This is a genomic window from Rhizobium sp. Leaf384, from assembly GCF_001424065.1.
GTDB lineage: Bacteria > Pseudomonadota > Alphaproteobacteria > Rhizobiales > Rhizobiaceae > Ferranicluibacter.
Map to the genome: position 1 here is coordinate 425290 of NZ_LMQE01000007.1, position 20197 is coordinate 445486.

The 20197-nt window shown below is 64.3% G+C and carries 19 protein-coding genes and 1 pseudogene; 2 read left to right on the top strand and 18 right to left on the bottom strand.

Annotated features, from left to right (window positions below; all coding sequences use genetic code 11):
- Positions 1 to 116: 116 nt before the first annotated feature.
- Positions 117 to 329: a hypothetical protein gene (locus ASG25_RS17675; protein WP_062476915.1), complete on the bottom strand. Its 213-nt coding sequence runs from the start codon at positions 327 to 329 to the stop codon at positions 117 to 119.
- A gap of 304 nt (positions 330 to 633) precedes the next feature.
- Between ASG25_RS17675 and ASG25_RS17680 the strand changes: the two genes are divergently transcribed.
- Positions 634 to 2454: a methyl-accepting chemotaxis protein gene (locus tag ASG25_RS17680; RefSeq protein ID WP_244479436.1), complete on the top strand. Its 1821-nt coding sequence runs from the start codon at positions 634 to 636 to the stop codon at positions 2452 to 2454.
- A 40-nt stretch (positions 2455 to 2494) separates the two neighbouring features.
- Here ASG25_RS17680 and ASG25_RS17685 read toward each other — a convergent pair whose 3' ends face one another.
- From ASG25_RS17685 to ASG25_RS17710, 6 genes are all read right to left on the bottom strand, one after another.
- On the bottom strand, positions 2495 to 4450 hold the full coding sequence (locus ASG25_RS17685; RefSeq protein ID WP_062476921.1) for a methyl-accepting chemotaxis protein: 1956 nt from the start codon (positions 4448 to 4450) through the stop codon (positions 2495 to 2497).
- 371 nt (positions 4451 to 4821) lie between these two features.
- Complete coding sequence (locus ASG25_RS17690; protein ID WP_244479437.1) at positions 4822 to 5412, bottom strand: helix-turn-helix domain-containing protein; 591 nt, start codon at positions 5410 to 5412, stop codon at positions 4822 to 4824.
- Between the two features lie 105 nt (positions 5413 to 5517).
- Positions 5518 to 5871: a hypothetical protein gene (locus ASG25_RS17695; protein WP_156379801.1), complete on the bottom strand. Its 354-nt coding sequence runs from the start codon at positions 5869 to 5871 to the stop codon at positions 5518 to 5520.
- Between the two features lie 96 nt (positions 5872 to 5967).
- On the bottom strand, positions 5968 to 6582 hold the full coding sequence (fixJ, locus tag ASG25_RS17700; RefSeq protein ID WP_062476926.1) for a response regulator FixJ: 615 nt from the start codon (positions 6580 to 6582) through the stop codon (positions 5968 to 5970).
- Entirely contained in the window at positions 6575 to 8074 is a 1500-nt protein-coding gene (locus ASG25_RS17705; RefSeq protein ID WP_062477177.1) for a PAS domain S-box protein, read from the bottom strand. Before ASG25_RS17705 ends, fixJ begins: the two co-directional genes overlap by 8 nt.
- A 232-nt stretch (positions 8075 to 8306) precedes the next feature.
- Positions 8307 to 8753 (bottom strand): pseudoazurin, encoded by a 447-nt coding sequence (locus ASG25_RS17710; protein ID WP_062476929.1) that lies wholly within the window; start codon positions 8751 to 8753, stop codon positions 8307 to 8309.
- A 221-nt stretch (positions 8754 to 8974) separates the two neighbouring features.
- Here ASG25_RS17710 and hemN point away from each other — a divergent pair, with 221 nt between their 5' ends.
- On the top strand, positions 8975 to 10339 hold the full coding sequence (gene hemN / locus ASG25_RS17715) for an oxygen-independent coproporphyrinogen III oxidase (protein WP_062476932.1): 1365 nt from the start codon (positions 8975 to 8977) through the stop codon (positions 10337 to 10339).
- 92 nt (positions 10340 to 10431) lie between these two features.
- On the opposite strand, the gene ASG25_RS17720 is transcribed toward hemN, so the two are convergent.
- The 11 genes and pseudogenes from ASG25_RS17720 to ccoN all read right to left on the bottom strand — a co-directional run bounded on the left by ASG25_RS17720 (position 10432) and on the right by ccoN (position 20157).
- Entirely contained in the window at positions 10432 to 10653 is a 222-nt protein-coding gene (locus tag ASG25_RS17720; RefSeq protein ID WP_062476935.1) for a hypothetical protein, read from the bottom strand.
- 60 nt (positions 10654 to 10713) lie between these two features.
- A partial coding sequence (gene hemA / locus ASG25_RS23500; RefSeq protein ID WP_244479438.1) for a 5-aminolevulinate synthase occupies positions 10714 to 11413 on the bottom strand: 700 nt, incomplete at its 5' end.
- A gap of 1 nt (position 11414) precedes the next feature.
- Positions 11415 to 12028, bottom strand: a pseudogene (gene hemA / locus ASG25_RS23505) (5-aminolevulinate synthase); the annotation flags it as partial.
- A 188-nt stretch (positions 12029 to 12216) separates the two neighbouring features.
- Positions 12217 to 12354, bottom strand: a complete 138-nt coding sequence (gene ccoS, locus ASG25_RS17730; protein WP_062476936.1) for a cbb3-type cytochrome oxidase assembly protein CcoS — start codon at positions 12352 to 12354, stop codon at positions 12217 to 12219.
- Positions 12354 to 14615, bottom strand: coding sequence for a cation-translocating P-type ATPase (locus tag ASG25_RS17735; RefSeq protein WP_062476939.1), 2262 nt, complete (start codon positions 14613 to 14615; stop codon positions 12354 to 12356). The genes ccoS and ASG25_RS17735 overlap by 1 nt, the downstream gene beginning before the upstream one ends.
- Positions 14612 to 15106, bottom strand: coding sequence for a FixH family protein (locus ASG25_RS17740; protein ID WP_062476942.1), 495 nt, complete (start codon positions 15104 to 15106; stop codon positions 14612 to 14614). The genes ASG25_RS17735 and ASG25_RS17740 overlap by 4 nt, the downstream gene beginning before the upstream one ends.
- Positions 15103 to 16662: a cytochrome c oxidase accessory protein CcoG gene (gene ccoG / locus ASG25_RS17745; protein WP_082480319.1), complete on the bottom strand. Its 1560-nt coding sequence runs from the start codon at positions 16660 to 16662 to the stop codon at positions 15103 to 15105. Before ccoG ends, ASG25_RS17740 begins: the two co-directional genes overlap by 4 nt.
- Before the next feature lie 113 nt (positions 16663 to 16775).
- Positions 16776 to 17642, bottom strand: a complete 867-nt coding sequence (gene ccoP, locus ASG25_RS17750) for a cytochrome-c oxidase, cbb3-type subunit III (protein WP_062476945.1) — start codon at positions 17640 to 17642, stop codon at positions 16776 to 16778.
- Position 17643: 1 nt separating this feature from the next.
- The gene (locus ASG25_RS17755) at positions 17644 to 17793 is read right to left on the bottom strand and encodes a cbb3-type cytochrome c oxidase subunit 3 (protein WP_062476949.1); all 150 of its coding nucleotides are present in this window, start codon (positions 17791 to 17793) and stop codon (positions 17644 to 17646) included.
- A gap of 12 nt (positions 17794 to 17805) precedes the next feature.
- Complete coding sequence (gene ccoO, locus ASG25_RS17760; protein ID WP_062476953.1) at positions 17806 to 18537, bottom strand: cytochrome-c oxidase, cbb3-type subunit II; 732 nt, start codon at positions 18535 to 18537, stop codon at positions 17806 to 17808.
- A gap of 9 nt (positions 18538 to 18546) precedes the next feature.
- The gene (gene ccoN, locus ASG25_RS17765; RefSeq protein WP_062476956.1) at positions 18547 to 20157 is read right to left on the bottom strand and encodes a cytochrome-c oxidase, cbb3-type subunit I; all 1611 of its coding nucleotides are present in this window, start codon (positions 20155 to 20157) and stop codon (positions 18547 to 18549) included.
- Positions 20158 to 20197 lie beyond the last annotated feature (40 nt).

Here is a 20197-nt window from a genome sequence, read left to right on the forward strand (position 1 = left end):
CTCGTCTGAAAGCCAGCGCCAACAGGTTTGATCGGCACGAGACACGAGAGATCACGCGGACGGATAGCAACGCCGGTGTGTCAACGCTCGTCGGAACAGGCCGAAGAGGCACAATCCTAAAACGCGCGCGGAAGATGCCGGATGAGGCTGTCGTCTGGGAGCGGGATCTCTTCCGTATCCGCTGCGGCCACGGCCTGCGCCCGCGTGTAGTCGACCATGATGTCGTCGCTCTGGCGCGGGAAGTTCGTGACGAATGCGTCCTCCGCGTCGATGATCCAGATCTTCGAACCGCCGATGATTTCGGCCCTGAACGGTCGTTTCAGACCCACGCGCGTCTCCTCTGCAGTCACCGCCCCTGCAAAGCGGAGCCGATGGCGGCCATGCACAATCTCAAGTTGGCCCCGCCACTTCTTAAAAAGGACAGTCTGTCAAACCGCTGTCCAAAACGTAAGCTCGCCGGGAGATCGAGCCTTTGGTTTGCGAGCAGGACCTTGCGAGGGCGATGCGCTGAGGCCGCCCCCCTAAAAAGAGGCATCAGACGTTAACATCTTTCACCATATTTTAGCTTTCTTGGTTTTAGACTTTCCTCTCATGACTTCGGAGGAGGTCCTCCGGTTGGTGGAGAAGCATCGCGTGAAAAACATCACACTTTCCCGGTTGCTCGTTCTGTTCGGGCTGGTCGTGACCTTCGGCCTCGTCGTCTCGATCGGCATCCAGACGTCGGCGCTCGGTACGTTGAAGGTTGGCGGCCCGGTCTATGAAGAGATCGCAAACGGCAAGGACCTGATCGCCGACATCTTGCCGCCGCCGCTCTACGTGGTCGAAGCCTACATGCTGGTCAACGAGTCCGTCGTGGACCCCGAGCGCCTGCGGGACAACGGGGAGAAGATGAAGGCGCTCCGGGCCGCATTCGACGATCGCCGAGGCTTCTGGCAGACGGCGCAGCTTGACGAAGGCCTGCGCGGCAAGCTCGCATCCGAGGTGATCACATCGGGAGACACGTTCTGGAAGGCCGTCGCGGACTATCAGGATCAAGCCGGAAAGACCGGAAAGGCGGCCTTGGATCGTATCCAGCAGGCTTTCTATGCGCATGACGCCAAGGTGCGGGAACTTGCCGCCATGGCAACGACGACGCTGGAGAACTCCGTCGCCACGGCCAACGCACAAAGCCAGACGTACACGGTGATCGCGGCCGGCGGAAGCGCGCTTTCGGTCGTTCTCTTTCTCGGGGGCCTGTGGCTCGTGCGGCGGCGCGCGATCGTCCCGCTCGTGCGAATCGGGCGCTACATGACCGTTCTTGCGCAGGGAGACTATACCCAAGAGGTACCCCTTGCCGGGCGGCGTGATGAAATCGGGTCGATGGTGAAGAGCGTGTCGGTCTTCCGCGACGCGGCGATCGAACGCCAGCAGATGCGCCTTGCCGCAGAGCGGGAGCGGGCCCTGACCGAAGCGGAACGCGTCGAGCAGCATCGCCGCCGGGAACGCGAAGCGGAGGAGCTTGGCGCCGTGGTCGCGGCTCTGGGTGCGGGGCTCGCCCGTCTCGCCGACTGCAACATTCGCGTCACGCTCGACGAACCCTTTGCGGACCGCTTCGACACACTGCGCTGCGATTTCAACAATTCGATTGCCACCTTCCAGCAGGCGCTGGAGCAGGTGCTGGGAAAGACGAGCGAACTGTCGGGCAGCGCCGCCGAGATGCATGAAGCCGCCGATCAGCTGTCCAAGCGCACCGAACAGCAGGCGGCCGCTCTCGAACAGACCTCAGCGGCCCTGGAACAGGTCGCGGCGACGGTCAGGTCCTCGGCCGAACGGGCCGCCGAGACGCGCGACCTGGTGCGCGCCGCAAACGACTGCGCGACCCTCTCGGGAAAGGTCGTGGGCGACGCCGTGACCGCGATGCGCCGGATCGAGGCATCCTCGACCGAGATCGGCCAGATCATCCATGTCATCGACGAGATCGCCTTCCAGACCAACCTTCTGGCCCTGAATGCCGGCGTGGAAGCGGCACGCGCCGGCGAGGCCGGCAAGGGCTTTGCGGTCGTGGCGCAGGAGGTGCGGGAGCTCGCCCAGCGCTCCGCCAAGGCAGCGAGGGACATCACCGCGCTCGTGAAGACCTCGACGGCGGACGTCTCGGACGGGGTTCGCCTTGTGGACCAGACAGGAAAGGCGCTCGAGCAGATCACGCTCTACGTCGCGGATATCGACGGCAAGGTCGATGCCATGACCACGGCGTCGCGTGAACAGTCCGTCGGCCTTCAGGAGATCAGCACGGCCGTCAATGCGATCGACCAGATGACGCAGCAGAACGCGGCAATGGTGGAGGAAACGACGGCGATCAGCGCCAGCCTGTCTGCGGACGCTTCGGTTCTGACCAGCCTCGTCGGCGCGTTCAAGCTGAACCGCCGCAAGTCCATCCGCCCGCCGGAGGCCGTCGGGCGGCAAAGGGCCGCCTGATCCCGTCCTGCTGTCGGTCGGCGCGACGGGCCCTGCCCGCTCAGGTAGACGACTGACCTTCGATCCGGCGGAGGCGGTTCACGTCCTGCCCGACCGAGGTCATGGCGGAGCGCTGCGCCTCCACCATCCGCCCGACCTGTGACATCGCGCCGCCGATCAGTTCGAAGCTCTGGAAGATATGATTGACCTGCGCAGAGATCTCCCCGTAGCCCGATTGCGCCGTTTCGACCTGCGCTTCGGAATGGCGGATATGCTGGCCGAGGATCTCGATGCTCGCTTCGACCTGGGCCAGAGACTCGCGGCTGCGGTCGAGGGTCGACTTGGTGGTGTTGGCCAGCGCCCGGACCTCGTTTGCGACGACGGCGAAGGATCGCCCTGCCTCTCCCGCGCGCGCCGCCTCGATGGTTGCGTTGAGGGAGAGAAGATTCGTCTGCATGGTGATCTTGTCGATGACCTCGACGATCTCGGTGAGCTGCTGGGTGGTCCGCGCCACCTTGAGAAACTCTTCCTCGAGATTGCCTTTCGCAGAAACCGACACGACGGACGACATGCGCTGTTCGATGTCCTTCCGGATTTGCAGAACGCTGTGCCGCACGTCATCCGTACGACCGACGGCGCCATCGAGTTCCACGGCAAGGTCCGCGCTCTGCCCGATGAACCCCGTCAGGCGCCCGATCAGACGATTGCGCATCCGGTTGACGAGCCGTTGCTGGTTCAGGCGGCACTGCGTGAAGTAACGGGCAAACCGGGCATAGTGGACGGTGAAGTCGTCCAAATAGGGGTCCGTGAACGTCTCGCCTTCCGGCACCTTGAAGAACACGAGAGCGGTCAGCGTCTGGTTGACGTTGATGCCGAGCAGCTCGCCGAAGGTCGAAAAGCCTGCGACCGGTATCGGCCACACGCCGTCCAGGCCGTGTAGATCGCGCGGATTGCCAAGCCGCCGCAGAATGCAATCGTTGACGATCGCGCCGACAGGCGTGGGCCGCCCGTGAAAAAAGGCCGCCAGATCGCGTTTCGTCTGGCCGACGAAATCGGTTGCCTTGACGAGGTGCAGTTCGTCGCCCGGATTGACGTCGCAATAGAAGCCGACCGAGCCGGCCTCGAGGTCGATGCCGGAGATCGAGCGCACGAACAGCTCGTCCTCCATCCGGAGCGCAAAGGTGTAGCCTTCCAGGCTGCGGGAAAGCTGCGCGGGCTGACAATTCATCATGCTGCACAACGCATCGATGATCGGCACCATCTCCACCGTGTTGGTATCGATGGCAGCGGTCACCTTTCGCGTGTCGGCGCAGGCTTCGATGATGACCATCGATTTGCCGACCGGTTTGAAGTTCTGCGTCTTCAGGATTCCGAACCGTGTGCCTTTCGCGATCTTTGCGAACACGAGCAAGGCATGGTTCTGGAGGATGCGGCCATCGTGGAACAGATAGGTGGTCTTGAAATCGAGCTTGCCGCCGGCGGATCCCCCGATGAAGATACACGGAAACGAACCGGTCTCGTAGACGGCCTCCATCAGGTAGTTCTCGGACGCCGAAAGCCCGTCCACCAGCGTCAGCGCCACGGTATCCTCGGCGCGGATCGGAAACGGCGTGCGGATTGCCGACAGGCTCGTCTTGATGGCCGAAAGCCTGTCCTCCTGCGTCACGGGACGGCGTGCCGCCTCTGCATCTTTTCCCGGAAGCGCGACCGGGTGGATGGAGATCTGCTCGACCAGGTCCTGCCCGAAGACCTGCAGGACGACATTGTCCCAGGACTGGGCGGCATCGCAGTACAGGTGGCCGGGGGACGTGTCGTCCGGCGAATGATACAGCTCTCCGGCTGTCGTGGTGGCAACCAGCGGGACGCGCCCTGCCCAGGATTTCAAACGTTCACAGGTGGCCTGGAAATCGATGTGCGGCGAGACATAGGCCATGACCAACGCCGGGGCCCGCCCGGCGATCGGCTGGAGTGCCGCGCCAAGGTTGCGGAGAGACGAATCCGTCCTGAACACGAGCATGGACGGCGCATCGGCAACCGGCTCGGGCGTCGGCGCAGCGCCGTCCTCGGGGCGTGCGACATCGTTAGGCAGTGTTGAAGACGCCGGAAGTGCAGAAATCGCTTCGCAGGCAGGTTTACGACGTCCTAGTCCGAACACAAGGCGCTCCATCGACGAGAGGCGAGTGTTCCGCAATGCCTGTCATGGGCCGGGCCACCGAGAGTCACGCTCATCGTGACGTTTCAAATTTAGGGCGAAGAACTTAATGGTACGCTAACTTTTGGCTTTCTAAGTTACCACTTTCGTCTAAAGCGCGATTTTCGTACGTATGAGCGAACCGTCTGGCGATCTGCCGGTGGCCGTCACTGCCGCGTCGCTCCACCCGGATCGCTTCACCGACACAGACGTTTCAACGTTTCGATGTCGAGCAGCTCCACCTTCCGTGCACCGTGGAACCGCAGCAGCCCCTCGTCGCGGAGCTTCGAGAAGCTGCGCGAAACGGTCTCGATGCTCATGCCGAGATACTCGCCGATGTCGATGCGCGACATCGGAAGATCGATCTGTTCGAGGCCGCCCTGGCGCTCGAACATGTCCATCAGAAAAGCGACGAGCTTTTCGACCGCGCTCTGGCGGCAGATCACGAGCAGGTGCTCCTGGGCGCGGATCATGCTGCGCAAGGCCAGCATCAGAAGTTCCGGCGAGACCTCGTCCGGCAATCCGGCTTGCGTGAGCCCTGTCTGGACGAGCGCGTCGGCGAAGAACGAATGGGTCGCGCCGGCCTCCAGGCCGAACATCTCACCCGCCAGATGGAAGGCGACGACCTGCCGTCGTCCATCGCTGTTCAGACGATAGACGCGGACGGCACCGAATTCGACGCGATAGATGCTTCCGGCCCGCTCGCCCTGCGCGAAGATCTCGTCCTCGGGAGAGAACAGGCTGATGGGCGTCACCTTCCGGTAAGGGACGGAACGCGTCCTCGCCATCCCGAAGTCTGAAACGATGGAAGCCCCTGCATGCATTGTCGTCATCCCCATGATCGTGGGGTGACTGTGAAACATGGTCCGGTTTTTGAAAATTCGGTTGTACCACTACGTGTTTGTACCTAGGGCCCGCCGGAAGCGGTCGACTTCGGCAAGAATATCGGACCCTTCGAGCGGCTTGGCGACCAGCCGATGGTTGCGCGCGGCCTCGGGCGACGGCATGCCGTCGGTCAGGACGATGATCCGGTTGGCGCTGTCTTCCAGAGACCGGCGCGCATCCGCGTCCTTCCTGCAGATATCGACGTCGACGATGACACAGACCGAACCTGCGATGAGCGGCCGTGCGGCGCGCCAGGAGGCGCACCCCAGGACGTGGAAGCCCTCGACGCCGAGCGCGAACGCCAGCGAACGCAACATGGCGTCGTCGGCAGCGATTGCAACGATGGTTCTGTCCTTCTGCACGTCGATGTCCACAGTCCGCAGGTCCCAGGCTACGGCGAGGCTAGCCGTCCGTCGTGGACGGCGCATTGCGGCAGATCAATTGTAACGACGATCCGGTCAGGCGGGCCCGAAGCCGGAGCCGAGCGCCATGCGCACGAGTTCCGGAAGGCTCCGTGCCTTCATCTTGGCCATCACGTTTGAGCGATGCACCTCGACGGTTCGCGGACTGATATCCAGATCATAGGCGATGGCCTTGTTCGGCAGCCCGGCAACGACGGCCGACAGAACCTGCCGTTCGCGATCGCTCAAGGAGGATAGCCGCTCCCGGATCTCGTCGGCGGTCTCGCTGGTCGCCGTGGCGCTGCCAAGCTGCTCGGAGGCCCGGCGGATGGCATCGATGATCAGCGTGTCCTCGAAGGGTTTCTCGATGAAATCCACCGCTCCTGCCTTCATCGCCTCCACGGCCATGGGGACATCGCCATGGCCGGTGATGAGAATGGACGGGATCCGCACCGGCAGCGTCGCCACGAACCGTATGAGTTCGACCCCGGACATATCCGGCATGCGCAGATCCGACACGAGGACGGCGTGGCGCGCGCTCGGCGCAAACTGCGCGAATGCCGTCGCCGATTCGTGAACTCTCACGGCAAAGCCGTTCATCGTCAGCATGAAGGCAAGGGATTTGCGCACAGGCTCCTCATCGTCAACGATATGAACCGTGAAATCATCCATCGACGTGATCCACTCTTTCGGAATGATAGGCCGGAACCGTGAATCGGAATCTGGCGCCGCCGCCTGCCGCTTCGGACACGGTCATCGTGCCGCCATGGGCTTCGACGATCCGCTTGGAAATCGACAGTCCGATCCCCATGCCGCCGGGCTTCGTCGTCGTAAACGGCCGGAAAAGCTGGGACAGGATCTCCTCGGGAATTCCGCTGCCGGTGTCCTCGACGACGACGGCCACCTCGTGGGGGTTGCTTCCCGGCTCGGTGCGGACCGTCAGTTCCTTCACGGGCGCGTCCTTCATGGCCTCCAGCGCGTTGCGCATCAGGTTCGTCAGCACCTGCTGGATCTGGATGTGATCCACCATAACCATGTCCGCCCCGGGCGCGAAGTCGAAAATGCTGCGGACGCCTTTCTCGCGCGAGCCCACAAGCGCGAGCGCACCGGCCTCCTCCACGAGCTGCCGGATGTTCTGGGGGGTCTTTTCGGTCTCGCCCTTGGTCACGAACTCGCGCAGATGCTTGATGATCTGCCCTGCCCGCAGGGACTGTCGTCCCGCTTCGTCCAGAGCGTCCCGCAGCATCACGGCCTTGTCGGTGTCGACGTCGCGCAGAAGCCGCGAACAGCCATGGACGTAGTTGGCGATGGCCGACAGCGGCTGGTTCAGCTCATGCGCAAGGGTCGAGGCCATCTCTCCCATCTCGTTCAACCGGGCGAGCCGGGCGAGCTCTCCCTGGATCTCCTCGAGACGGGCAGCCGACTCCTCCCGTTCGGTCAAGTCCCGGACGAAGCCGGTGAAAAACCTGTGGGTTCCCGTCTGCATCTCGCCGACCGCAAGCTTCATCGGGAAGGTCGACCCGTCCTTGCGCTGTCCGACCACGACCCGATCCACGCCGATGATGCGCTTCTCGCCGGTCTTCTGGTAGCGCTTGAGATAGCCGTCATGCTCGTCGCGATACGGCTGGGGCATGAGGACGCGCAGGTTCTGGCCGACGACCTCCTCCTCGGCATAGCCGAACTGCCGGACGGCGGCGGCGTTGAAGGAGACGATCCGGCCCGTATGGTCGCTGACGATGGTGGCGTCGAGGACGGTGTCGAGAATCGATCGGAGATGGGCCTCGCGGATTTCGAGCGCCGTCTCGGCCGTCCTGGCCGCGAGGAGAGCGGACTCGACCATCTCCCTGACGAGGAGGATGGCACCCGCCGTCGCGAGAAACAGCGCAAGCTTGAAGCCGATCGTCTGCACCGGCGCGCCGACAGCCCTCTCGATGACGACGCCACAGACGGCAAGAGCTGCCGTCAGGACCAGCAGCGGAAAACGTGTCGCAAAAAGCGACGCGACGAAGATCGCGGGCACGAAGAGATCGAACACCCCGCTGCCCGCGAGAAAGCCGCGGAGAAGAAAAGCGGCCATGATCGCGAGACATCCGATGAGGCAGGCGAGGATCACGGCCTGTTTCGAGGACATGCGTCGATCCAGCACGAGAGCGGCGATGCTCATCTGAAGGTGATCGATCCTGCTCGGCTGCATCAGGCGTTCCGTCCTCTCCCGCAGGGATCACGCGCGTAAACCACCTGCATCTGACGGACTAGCACGACCCGTGAAGCAGTGTCCACGCGCCGCGATGGGCGCTTTGAACGTCAGGTCCGGCGGACGCCCATGACGGGCGAGCGACCGCCCCCGGTTCGCTCACCCGTCACGCTGGCGCAAGACACCCTCGCCGGATCCTCTGCTACAGGCCGAGCGCGGCAATGTCCGCGTCGAGCCTTTCGCGCGTCTTCTTCGGGAACTTGGCGGCTTTGACGGCGTCCAGATTGGCTGGCGCATCGCCGACGACGACGAGCCCCACCATGCCCATGCCGACATGCGGAGAGCATTTGACGACGTAGGCGCCGGGAACCTCAAACGTGATCTTGATGACCTCGTTCATCTTGCCCTTGAACGTCGGCGCGCCTGCCGGCGTGAGATCGGTCACGGTTTCCGCATTGTGGCTCTTGTCGGTCGGGATGAAGGTGATGCTGTCGCCGCTGGCGATCCTGATGGCGCCCGGCTCGAACACCATGTTGCCGTCCTTGCCCTTGTTCAGCATGTGAACCTCGAAATCCGCTGCGCTGGCAGATGCGGCGAATCCGGCAGCGGCGATAAGGGCAAGAGCGGCCGTGCGAAGTATGCGTGTCATGAAACGTTCCTCTATGCTTGAGGCTGGGCAGCCTCCACGCTGGCAGTCTAGGCCAGGACGGCGACCGGGGGTTTGATCTCGGACAAACCGCGGGAGGGAAACGCCTGTCCTGGACAGCAGGACTCGAGCCCGGGGTCTGATCGCGGGCAATTTGCGCTCGATCAAAGACGCGGGCGCAGGTCGCTTCTATTGCGTGACGGCAGACCAACGGGAAGCAGGCAATGAATGCGGCACTGATCGAGAAGTACGGCAACGCACGGCTGCCGCGATATACCAGTTATCCGACTGCGCCCCTGTTCAGCGACACCGTCGGCGCGCGCCAGGCGGCAGACTGGCTGCGCGATCTCGCGCCGGAGGAGACCTCGCTCTACATCCACATCCCCTACTGTCGTGCCATGTGCTGGTATTGCGGCTGTCACACGACCGTGTCGCACCGCGACGAGCCCATCCGCAACTATCTTCGCCTCCTCCAGCAGGAGATTGCGATCGTGACGCGGTTGAAGCACGGTGCGCGGAGCGACGAGCGGATCGCCATCGCCGAACTCCATTTCGGCGGAGGAACGCCGACGGTCGTGGCCCCCCAGGATTTCGTCGGCCTCATGGAAACTGTGCGATCGGCCTTCGACCTGCAGCCGGAATGCTCGGTTTCGGTCGAGATCGATCCCCGGACAATGACGGCGGAGATGGCGGACGCCCTTGCCGCATCCGGCGTGAACCGGGCAAGTCTTGGCGTCCAGAGCTTCGATCCCATCGTGCAGAGAGCCATCAACAGGATCCAGCCGCCCGAACTGACGGCCCTGACGGCCGACCGGCTGCGCGCACGCGGCATCACTGCGCTCAACGTCGACCTGATCTACGGACTTCCGCTCCAAACGGTGCGCTCCTGTATTGAGACCGCCGAGGAAGCGATGGCGATGCGGCCCGAGCAGGTCTCGGTGTTCGGATATGCGCATGTGCCGTCCTTCAAGAAGCACCAGCGCCTGATCCGGGACAAGGACCTCCCCGATGCGTGGGAACGGGGCGAGCAGGCGCAGGCGATCGCGCAGACGCTGATATCGGCCGGTTACGAAGCCGTCGGGCTGGATCATTTTGCGCTTCCCGATGCGCCCATCGCCGTGGCTGCCAGGACGGGCCGGCTGCACCGAAACTTCCAGGGATATACGACCGACGCCTGCCGCAACATGATCGGGCTGGGCGCCTCGTCGATCAGCCGGTTCGTCCAGGGCTATGTGCAGAACGAGGTTCCGATCGGCGCCTATGCCAGACGGATATCGCAGGGGGAGCTGGCGACGACGCGGGGATATGCCTTGACGGAGGAAGACCGGATGAGGGCTGAGATCATCGAACGCCTCATGTGCGATTTCGACGTCGATCTCGAGCGGATCGCTCTCGAACATGGTTTCGACCCGCAGGGGCTGGTGCGGGGCAATGCGCGGCTGCGCGCGCTTGAAGCGGATGGCGTCCTTGCGATCGACGGCGCAAGGCTGCGGGTCGCCAAGGACACTCGATTCATGGTTCGGGCCGTCGCGGCGGCATTCGACGCCTATCTCCAGGTGCCGGCCGCGACCTACAGCAAGACTGCCTGATCGGAGACGGGCTGATCGGAAACGGCCCGATCGGAAACGGCTTGATCGGAGACGGCCGGCAGGATCACGGCACCGTCGCCTGCACGTCATCCTCACCGGCGCTGCGTGTCGCCGCTGTCGTCCGGAAGGGGCCCCTCGTCCGCCGGGACGTCGTCGTCCAGATCTGCGGCGGCAATGGCACTGGCCCGTGCGAAATCCTTTTGAACATCATCCGTGAGGCGCGGAAAGCAGGCGATGAATGCCCGCGTCCGATCCACGATCCAGATGGTGTCCTCGCCGACGATCTCGGCGCGGAACGGCCTTTGAAACTTCACGGGGAAACTCCACCTGTCAGGAAATGCCTGGGGGAGCGCGCTTGCGCGCGCGGGGATGCGTCACGCCGCCACGCGCGCCAGCGCGCACCGCGACCAGAGCTGGTGGAGGGCGCCGACGAGATGATCGATATCGCCATCCGAATGCAGCGGCGTCGGCGTGATGCGCAGGCGCTCGGTCTTCTTCGGCACGGTGGGATAATTGATCGGCTGGACATAGATGTTGCAGTTGTCGAGCAGCAGGTCGGAGATCCACTTGCACTTGGCCGCGTCCCCGACGATCACCGGCACGATATGGCTCGGATTGGGCAGATGCGGGATGCCGTTGCGATCGAGCGCCGCGCGTAGGCGGCGCACCCGCTCCTGATGGGCGAAGCGCTCGACCTGGCTTTCCTTCAGGTGCCGGATGGACGCCAGCGCGCCGGCGGCCAGCGCCGGCGGCAGCGCGGTCGTGAAGATGAAGCCCGAGGCAAACGAGCGGATATAGTCGCACAGCGCAGCCGACGCCGCGATATAGCCGCCCATCACGCCGAAGGCCTTGCCGAGCGTGCCCTCGATCACGGTCAACCGATGCATCAGGCCCTCGCGCTCGGCAATGCCGCCGCCGCGCGGACCGTACATGCCGACCGCATGCACCTCGTCGAGATAGGTCATCGCGCCGTAGCGTTCGGCCACGTCGCAGATCTCCCGGATCGGGGCGATGTCGCCATCCATGGAATAGACCGATTCGAAGGCGACGAGCTTGGGCGCGGCCGGATCGGCCNCGTTCGGCCACGTCGCAGATCTCCCGGATCGGGGCGATGTCGCCATCCATGGAATAGACCGATTCGAAGGCGACGAGCTTGGGCGCGGCCGGATCGGCGGCTGCGAGCTTCGCCTCGAGGTCGGCCACGGAATTGTGCTTGAAGATCACCCGCTCGCATTTGGCATGGCGGATGCCCTCGATCATGGAGGCGTGGTTCCCGGCGTCGGAAAAGACAATGATGCCGGGAATGCGCGAACAGAGCGTGCCAAGTGCGGCCCAGTTGGACACGTAGCCGGAGGTAAACAGCAGCGCCGCTTCCTTACCGTGCAGGTCGGCAAGCTCCTGTTCCAGGAGAACATGGTAGTGCGTCGTGCCGGAGATGTTGCGCGTGCCGCCCGCCCCGGCGCCGCAGCGGTCGATCGCCTGCTTCATCGCATCGATCACCTTGGGGTGCTGGCCCATGCCGAGATAGTCGTTCGAGCACCAGACCGACACGTCCTTGACGCCGTCGGCCGTATGCCGGCGTGCCCGGGGAAATTCTCCGCGCTGGCGTTCCAGATCGGCAAAGACGCGGTAGCGGCCTTCCGCATGAAGACCGTCCAGTTCCGATCTGAAGAAGTGCTCGAAGTTCATGGGCGCACCTGAATCCTGTTGTCTCGTTGGTAAGATAACAGGATCGCAGACAGCGCCCGTTGATCCAGATCAATCGATCGGGTCAAGCGCACCGACGCCCATCGAGAAGTTGAGGTCCTGCGCGGCATGGCAGCGGGGCTCTTGCCGAACGAGGATCCGCGGGCCGCGGTGGACAGGCGCAGGATGGCTCAGTCGTCGAGGAGCACGCGCTCTGCAGCGCCGTCCATGTCTTCATATTGGCCGGATTTGAGCGCCCAGACGAAGGCCGTCAGTCCCAATCCACCGAGAAGCAGCGCGATCGGCACCAGATAGAGAAGCGTCGCCATCAGCCGCGTGCCTCGCTCGTTAGAAGACCCGGCGTGCCGATCGAGGAGCGCGACCATCGCGGCCCGATCCTGCCGACGCCGAGCCGCATGGCGTTGGCGATGACCAGGATGGAGGAGCCCGACATGGCGAGAGCGGCGAGCAACGGTGTGACATGCCCCATGATGGCGAGCGGCACCGCGAGCACGTTGTAGCCGACCGCCAGTGCGAAATTCTGCTTCACGAGCCGCTCGGCCTGTCCCGCGACATCGAGCGCATGCGGCACCGCATCGAGGCTTTCGTGCAGGAAGACGAAATCGGCAGCGTTCCGGCCGATGTCGGCGGCCGTGGCCGGCGCCATGGACACATGGGCGGCCATCATGGCCGGCGCGTCGTTGATGCCGTCACCGACCATCAGCGTCTTGGTGCCGGCACCTGCGAGCTGCTGCAGCCGGCGGACCTTCTCCGCAGGCAAGAGATCGGACGCCGCCCTTTCGATCCGCAGGGACGAAGCGACCATCCCGACGGACGCGGACGTGTCGCCGGACAGGATTTCTGAGGTGACGCCCTGCTCCCGCAGACCCTGGACCGCGCGCGACGCCCCGCTTCTCAGCTTGTCGGAGAAAGCAAACCGCGCGGCAACGACCCCGTCCCGGCCGAGCACGGTTCCCGAAGCCTCGGGGTGCCCCTCCGGTGATACCCAGGACGCTTTGCCCAACCTCCAGAGCGCACCGTTCACGACGGCCTCGACCCCGAAACCCGGCTGCTCGCTCAGGCTTTCGAGCCGCGGGCCTGCGGACGCCAAAGGCATGCCCGCCACAATCGCCTTCGAATAGGGATGGCTCGAGGCCCGCGCGAGCGCCACAGCGATCTCGGCGGCCTGCGGGTCGGCGAAGGCGGACGATTCGAGCTCAGGGATGCCCATCGTCAGGGTGCCCGTCTTGTCGAAGACAACATGGCCGATCTCCGCCAGGCGCTCCAGCGCACCCCCGTCCTTCATCATGATCCCTCTTTCGAAAAGCCTGCGGGCCGCCATGACCTGGACGATGGGCACGGCCAGTCCGAGCGCGCAGGGACAGGTGATGATGAGAACGGCCGTCGCCACGGTGATGGCGTGATGCCAGTCCCCCGTCGCGACCATCCAGCCGATGAAGGTCAGAAGCGCCGTGAGGTGCACGACCGGCGAATAGAGGGCCGACGCCCGGTCGGCCAGCCGCCTGTAGATGCCCCGGCCCTGCTCCGCTGCCTCCATCAGTCCGACCATTTCGGCCAGAAACGAGTCCTTCGCGGCGGCGGTCGCGCGGATGACGAGGGCGCCCGACAGATTGTGCGTGCCGGCGAGGAGCTGCGAGCCTGCCCTGATACTGCGCGGGGCGCTCTCGCCGGTCGCAAGGGAACAGTCGAGCTCGGAGATCCCTTCGACGACCGTCGCATTGACCGGGATCCGGTCGCCCGGCCGAACGACGAGGTCCATGCCGGGTTCGATCTGCGATAGAGCGATATAGTCGCGGCCGCCATCGGCGCGCAGGCGGACAGCGCCGCGCGGCGACAGACGCACCAGCCCGCTCACCGCCGCCCTGGCCCTGTCCCGCATGACATGATCCAGCGTGCGCCCGATCAACAGGAAGAAGAGCAGCGAAACCGAGGCGTCGAAATAGGCGTGCTCGCCATGGGTGATCGTCTCGTAGAGGCTGGTCGCATAGGCCAGGGACACGCCGATGACAATCGGCACATCCATGTTCATGCGCCCGTGCCGGAGCGCGTTCCAGGCCGAGCGGAAGAAGATCCGGCCGGAATAGGCGATGACGGGGATCGCCACCAGCGCCGACACCCAGTGGAACAGGTCGCGCGTCGCACCCTCCGCGCCGGACCAGATGGACACGGACAGGAGCATGATGTTGCCGGTGGCAAAGCCGGCGACGCCGACGGCGAGCAGCAGGTCCGACAATGTCTTGTTCCTGGCGGACGCGGGCTCCTCCGTCATGTGCGCCGCGTAGCCGAGCGACTCGATAAAGGCGACAAGAGGCGGAACGTCCGGTTCCGCCCACCGGACGGTCACGCGCCTCGTTGACAGGTTCGCCCTTGCCGACACGACGCCGGGAAGGGTGAGAAGCCCCTGCTCGATGACCTGCATGCAGGCGGCGCAATGCATAAGGGGGACGGCGATCTCGGACTGGTACAGTCCCTCCCCCAGCGCGCTCGACGCGACCCGAAGCTCGTCCGACGACAGGCCGGTCGGCTTTGCCAGTTCCGTATGCATCGCAAAGGCAGCGCAGCAGCTCATTGGCCTGTTCCCATCGTGATCGTCATGCGGCGGATCACGCGATACGGCGTCTGGCGGCCGACATCGCTGTCCAGCTGCACCGTCCAGACGCCGTCCCGGGCCGCCCCCCGCGCCTCGAAGCCGCCATCCGCGGTCGGCTGAAGACGAACCGCCCAGTCCTTGGCCTGGTAAGAGGGATGACGGAACTCGGCGACGACCGACGAGACCGCCACCGGTTTTCCGCCCCGGTCGGTCAGGTGAAACCGGATGGTGCCGCCCTGGATCTCCAGCGCCGGCTTCCAGCCGAGATCGAGCTGGTCGCGCCTCCGCTTCAGACGGCTGTTGAACTCCTGGCTGGCGACATAGCTGTTTTCCACGACGAGCCCCCCGAAGGACGAGCCCGCCAGCCGGGCCATGGTGATGTTGACGGCGATGATGATGCCGAAGAATGCGACCATGACGGCCAGCATGTGCCGGCCCGTAAAGCCGGCATTTCGGGAAGGCGTGTTCATCGTACGGTCTCCGGAGCGTTGAATGTCGCCATGTAGCCTGCGGTTTCGCCCGAGGCGGGATCGCTGACTTTCAGGAGGAAGGGTTGCGGGCCGGAAGCCACATGGCCCGGCTCAGCGCGGACGAAGACTTTCAGCGTCTTCAGCCGATCCGGCTCCAGCGCGATCTCCGCCGTTTTGACGTTTTCGAGATCTGCCCCGGCGATCGTCATCGTCGCCCCGTCGAAGGCCGGATCGAGTTGCAGGATCACGGTGCGCGGCTGCGGGATCATGTTGAGGATCTTGACCGTGTAGCCGTTGCGCACCGCGCCATCGGACAGTCGCACGAATTGCGGGTTCCGGTCGTGGAGCACGTTCAGTTCGAGCCGATCCCGCGTTGCCACCGCGAGCGCCATGGACAGGCCGACCGCGCTCCAGGCCGTGAAGTAGAGGAAGGTCCGAGGCCGAAGGATCTTCCGCCAGTGGAAGTGCGCAACCGCTGCGTTGAAGCCGCCCTCGGGCGTGCGCACCAGCTCCGGCGTGATCAGGGCCGTTCCCGAGCGGGTCGCGAGCGCCATGTTGCTGTCGTAGTCGTTCAGCGTCGAGTACCCGATAAGGCCGCGCTCCCGTCCGAGCCTGCCCATGATGTCGTCGCAGGCGTCGATGCAGAGGGCACAGGTGATGCATTCGAGTTGCTGCCCGTTGCGGATATCGATGCCCATGGGACAGACGGCCACGCAGGCATTGCAATCCACGCAATCCCCGGTGCTCTCGCCTGCCGCTGCCGCCTTCTTCGTGTGACGCGAGCGCGGCTCGCCGCGCCAGTCGTTATAGGTGACGGTGAGCGAGGTTTCGTCCAGCATCGCCGCCTGGATCCGGGGCCAGGGGCACATGTAGGTGCAGACCTGTTCCCGCATGAGGCCGCCGAACGTGTAGGTCGTTGCCGTGAGAATGGCGACGGTGATGTAGGCCGTCGAGATGGCGTTGCCGCTGAGGAGGTCGGGCACCAAGGTCGGCGCGTCCGCGAAGTAGAAGATCCACGCGCCGCCGGTCAGGACCGACACCAGGAGCCAGCTGGCATGCTTGAGGGTCCGGATCCGCAGCTTGCGCAAGGTCCACGGCCCCGCGTCGAGCTTCATGCGGGCGTTCCGGTCTCCTTCGAAAAAGCGCTCGATGACCAGAAACAGGTCCACCCACACCGTCTGGGGACAGGCATAGCCGCACCAGGCGCGCCCGATGGTCGACGTGACGAGGAACAGGCCGATGCCGGCCATGACAAGCAGACCCGCGACATAGATGAACTCCTGCGGCCAGATCTCGATGGAGAAGAAATAGAAGCGGCGGGTCGCCAGATCGATCAGGACCGCCTGGTCGGGCGCATAGGGCCCGCGATCCCACCGTATCCAGGGCACCACGTAGTAGATGCCGAGGGTGATCGCCATCACGATCCACTTGAACTGCCGGAACGTGCCCGTGGCGCGCTTCGGGAAGATCTTCCGGCGGCGCGCATAAAGGGCCGGGCCTTTGGCAGGCGTCGGACGGGTGAGGATCTGAGCCTTCGGCGCGTCGTCGGTCTGCATGAGCGTGGCTGCCTCTCTTCTGGCGACATCGAGCCGGTCGGTCCGGCCAGGCGTTCGTCGGAATGCTTATGCCGCACAACCCCGCTGCGCCTGTTGATCCAGATCAAGCCGACCTACTTTTCGCCACCGCCGAGCTCATGGACGAACGTGGCCAGTTCCTTGACCGTCGTCTCTCCCAGGCGGTCGTTCCACGCCGGCATGACACCCGCGCGGGGCGCGCGTACCTGCGCGGCGATCGACGCCTCGCCCGACCCGTAGAGCCAGATGGCGTCCGTCAGGTTCGGAGCGCCCATCTCCCTGTTACCCTTGGCGTTGTCGCCGTGGCAGGCGGCGCAGTTCTCGGCAAAGACCGTCTTGCCCGCAGCGATGAGAGACGGATCCCGGACGGGGCCCGACAGGCTGGCGACGAAGGCGCTGACCTGAGCGATCTGGGCCGGCTCGAGAACGTCGGCAAAGGGAGGCATGAGACTGTCCCGCGTCTCGCCGTCCTTGGTGAAGCGGATCCCGTGCGCGATCGTCTGGCGGATCTGGTCGGGGTTTCCGCCCCACATCCAGTCGTCGTCGTTGAGGTTGGGAAAGCCTTTCGATCCTTCGGCGCCGGAGCCGTGACACTGGACGCAGTTCATCTTGAACGCCGCGGCGCCAGCGGCAATGGCGATGGGCCGGAGCGCTTCGTCCGCAAGGATGTCGTCCATCGTCCTCTCGCGGATCGCGGTCTGGTAGACGTCCATCTCCGCGCTGGCTGCCTGCAGATCCCGGTCGACCTCGGCGCGGCTCGAATAGCCGAGCACGCCCTGGGTGGAGGTTTTCAGGAGCGGCCATGCCGGAAAGGCGATGACATAGCCCAGCGACCAGATGATCGTGGCGTAGAAGGTCCAGACCCACCAGCGCGGCATGGGATTGTCCAGCTCGCGGATACCATCCCATTCATGCCCCGTCGTGCGAACGCCCGACACGTCGTCGATGTGTTTCTCGGTCATCTCAATCGTCCTTCAGCGGGATGCGGGCGGCGTTTTCGGACAAGATCTTGCTTCCCGGGCGGAAGGCGAAGGCAGAGGCCAGAACGAAGAAGGCCAGCATGGCCAGAAGCCCCCAGCTGTCTGCAAACGTGCGCATGAAATGATAGTCCATCGTCTGCCTCTCCTAGCGATCGCCGCCGGTTTCGTCGTAGGTCTTGTAGTCGACCAGCGTGCCGAGCATCTGGAGATAGGCGACGAGCGCATCCATCTCGGTCACGGCCTGGGGGTCGCCGTCGAAGTCGCCGGTCTTGGTCTTCGGGTAGCGGGCCTCCAGCGCGGTCGTATCCGCGTCGGCGCTCGCCTGCGTCCTTGCGTCTGCCGTCGCGTTTTCGATCATGTCGGCCGTGTAGGGCACGCCGACATCAGCATTGGCGGTGAGGTGCGCCGACAGGTCGCCGTCCGTGAGCGGCGTCGTCTTCAGGAAGGCGTAGCTCGGCATGATCGATTCCGGCACCACCGACCGCGGATCTTCCAGGTGCTGGACATGCCAGGCATTGGAGTAGCGATCGCCGACGCGGGCGAGATCGGGGCCCGTCCGCTTGGATCCCCATTGAAACGGATGATCGTACATCGACTCCGCCGCGAGGCTGTAATGCCCGTAGCGCTCGACCTCGTCCCGGAAGGGCCGGATCATCTGGCTATGGCAGACATAGCAGCCTTCGCGCACGTAGATGTTCCGGCCGGCAAGCTCCAGAGGCGTGTAGGGCCGCATGCCCTCGACCTTCTCGATCGTGTTCTCGAGGTAGAAGAGCGGTGCGATTTCCACGATGCCGCCGATCGTGACGACGAGGAGCGAGCCGATCAGCAGGAGCGTCGCGTTGCGCTCGATAATCGCGTGTTTGTCCATCAGAGCCATGGCGGGTTCCTACTCGGCGGGCTGAAGCGAAGGGAGCAGGCCGCCGATCGGAGCTTCGTCGCGCTGATGCCCAAGGATTGTCATCGTGATGTTCCAGGCCATGACGAGCGCTCCCGAAAGATAGAGCAGCCCACCCAAGGCGCGGATCAGATAGTAGGGATGAAGGGCGGCCACGCTCTCGACGAAGGAATAGACCAGGAAGCCCTGTTCATCGTGCTCGCGCCACATGAGGCCCTGCTGGATGCCCGAGACCCACATGACCGCGGCGTAGACGACGATGCCGAGCGTCGCGAGCCAGAAGTGCCAGCTCACCATGCGCATCGAGTAGAGCGCCGGGCGGTTCCAGAGCTTCGGCGTCATGTAGTAGACCGCGCTGAAGGCCATGAGGCCGTTCCAGCCGAGCGCGCCGGAGTGCACATGGCCGATGGTCCAGTCCGTATAGTGCGACAGCGAGTTGACCGTCTTCACCGCCATCATCGGGCCTTCGAAGGTCGACATGCCGTAGAAGGCGATGGCGGCGACCATCATGCGGATGATCGGGTCCGTGCGCAGCTTGTCCCAGGCCCCCGACAGGGTCATCAGGCCGTTGATCATGCCGCCCCATGAGGGCATCCAGAGCATGACGGAGAACACCATTCCGAGCGTCTGCGCCCAATCCGGCAGGGCCGTGAAATGCAGGTGATGCGGGCCTGCCCAGATGTAGAGGAAGATCAGCGCCCAGAAATGGATGATGGAGAGCCGGTAGGAATAGACCGGGCGGTTCGCCTGCTTCGGCACGAAATAATAGAGCATGCCGAGAAAGCCGGCGGTCAGGAAGAAGCCGACCGCGTTGTGGCCGTACCACCATTCCGTCAGGGCATCCTGGACGCCGGAGAAGGCGGAGTAGCTCTTCGAGCCGAGGAAGGACACCGGCATGCTGAGATTGTTGACGATGTGCAGCATTGCGATCGTCACGATGAAGGCGAGATAGAACCAGTTCGCCACGTAGATGTGGGGCTCACGCCGCTTGATCACCGTTCCCAGGAAGACGACGAGATACGCGACCCAGACGACCGTCAGCCAGATATCGACATACCACTCGGGTTCGGCATATTCGCGGCTTTCGGTGATGCCGAGGAGATAGCCGGTCGCGGCCATGACGATGAAGAGCTGGTAGCCCCAGAAGACGAACCAGGCGAGATCGCCGCCGAAGAGACGGGCGCGCGATGTTCGCTGGACGACATAGAACGACGTGCAGATGAGAGCGTTTCCGCAGAACGCGAAAATGACGCCCGACGTGTGCAGGGGGCGGAGCCGGCCGAAATTGAACCACGGCTCGATGTTGAGGAGCGGATAGGCGAGCTGCAGGGCGATGACCACCCCGACCAGCAAGCCGACGACGGCCCAGAACACCGTTGCGATCAGTCCGTAGCGGATCGGCCCATCCATGTAGGCGGATGGATCGACCGCTGGCGCAGGCTGGAAGTCGACCTGGCGCAAAAGCGCGATGACGCCGACGACGAGAACGATCGCCAGCACCCACATGTGCTTTGCGAAGGCCGCGTCGTGCGCGAAAGCGGCAGCGAGAACCGCAAGAAAGCAGGCTATTCCCAAGCTGACGATGGATGTTGCATACCTCATGAAGCGGTCCCCGGCTCTGTTGTCGCAACACCCTTCCCGC

Bases quoted from the DNA above. Each gene is read 5' to 3' on its own strand.
- fixJ (WP_062476926.1), bottom strand. From the start codon at position 6,582: ATGGATGATTTCACGGTTCATATCGTTGACGATGAGGAGCCTGTGCGC.
- ASG25_RS17710 (WP_062476929.1), bottom strand. From the start codon at position 8,753: ATGACACGCATACTTCGCACGGCCGCTCTTGCCCTTATCGCCGCTGCC.
- ccoN (WP_062476956.1), bottom strand. From the start codon at position 20,157: ATGAGGTATGCAACATCCATCGTCAGCTTGGGAATAGCCTGCTTTCTT.
- ccoO (WP_062476953.1), bottom strand. From the start codon at position 18,537: ATGGCTCTGATGGACAAACACGCGATTATCGAGCGCAACGCGACGCTC.
- ccoP (WP_062476945.1), bottom strand. From the start codon at position 17,642: ATGACCGAGAAACACATCGACGACGTGTCGGGCGTTCGCACGACGGGG.
- ASG25_RS17755 (WP_062476949.1), bottom strand. From the start codon at position 17,793: ATGGACTATCATTTCATGCGCACGTTTGCAGACAGCTGGGGGCTTCTG.
- hemN (WP_062476932.1), top strand. From the start codon at position 8,975: ATGAATGCGGCACTGATCGAGAAGTACGGCAACGCACGGCTGCCGCGA.
- ASG25_RS17740 (WP_062476942.1), bottom strand. From the start codon at position 15,106: ATGAACACGCCTTCCCGAAATGCCGGCTTTACGGGCCGGCACATGCTG.
- ccoG (WP_082480319.1), bottom strand. From the start codon at position 16,662: ATGCAGACCGACGACGCGCCGAAGGCTCAGATCCTCACCCGTCCGACG.
- ASG25_RS17735 (WP_062476939.1), bottom strand. From the start codon at position 14,615: ATGAGCTGCTGCGCTGCCTTTGCGATGCATACGGAACTGGCAAAGCCG.
- ASG25_RS17690 (WP_244479437.1), bottom strand. From the start codon at position 5,412: ATGGCGAGGACGCGTTCCGTCCCTTACCGGAAGGTGACGCCCATCAGC.
- ASG25_RS17685 (WP_062476921.1), bottom strand. From the start codon at position 4,450: ATGCTCGTGTTCAGGACGGATTCGTCTCTCCGCAACCTTGGCGCGGCA.
- ccoS (WP_062476936.1), bottom strand. From the start codon at position 12,354: ATGGCGACGCTTCTCTATCTGGTGCCGATCGCGCTGCTTCTCGGTGGA.
- ASG25_RS17705 (WP_062477177.1), bottom strand. From the start codon at position 8,074: ATGAGCATCGCCGCTCTCGTGCTGGATCGACGCATGTCCTCGAAACAG.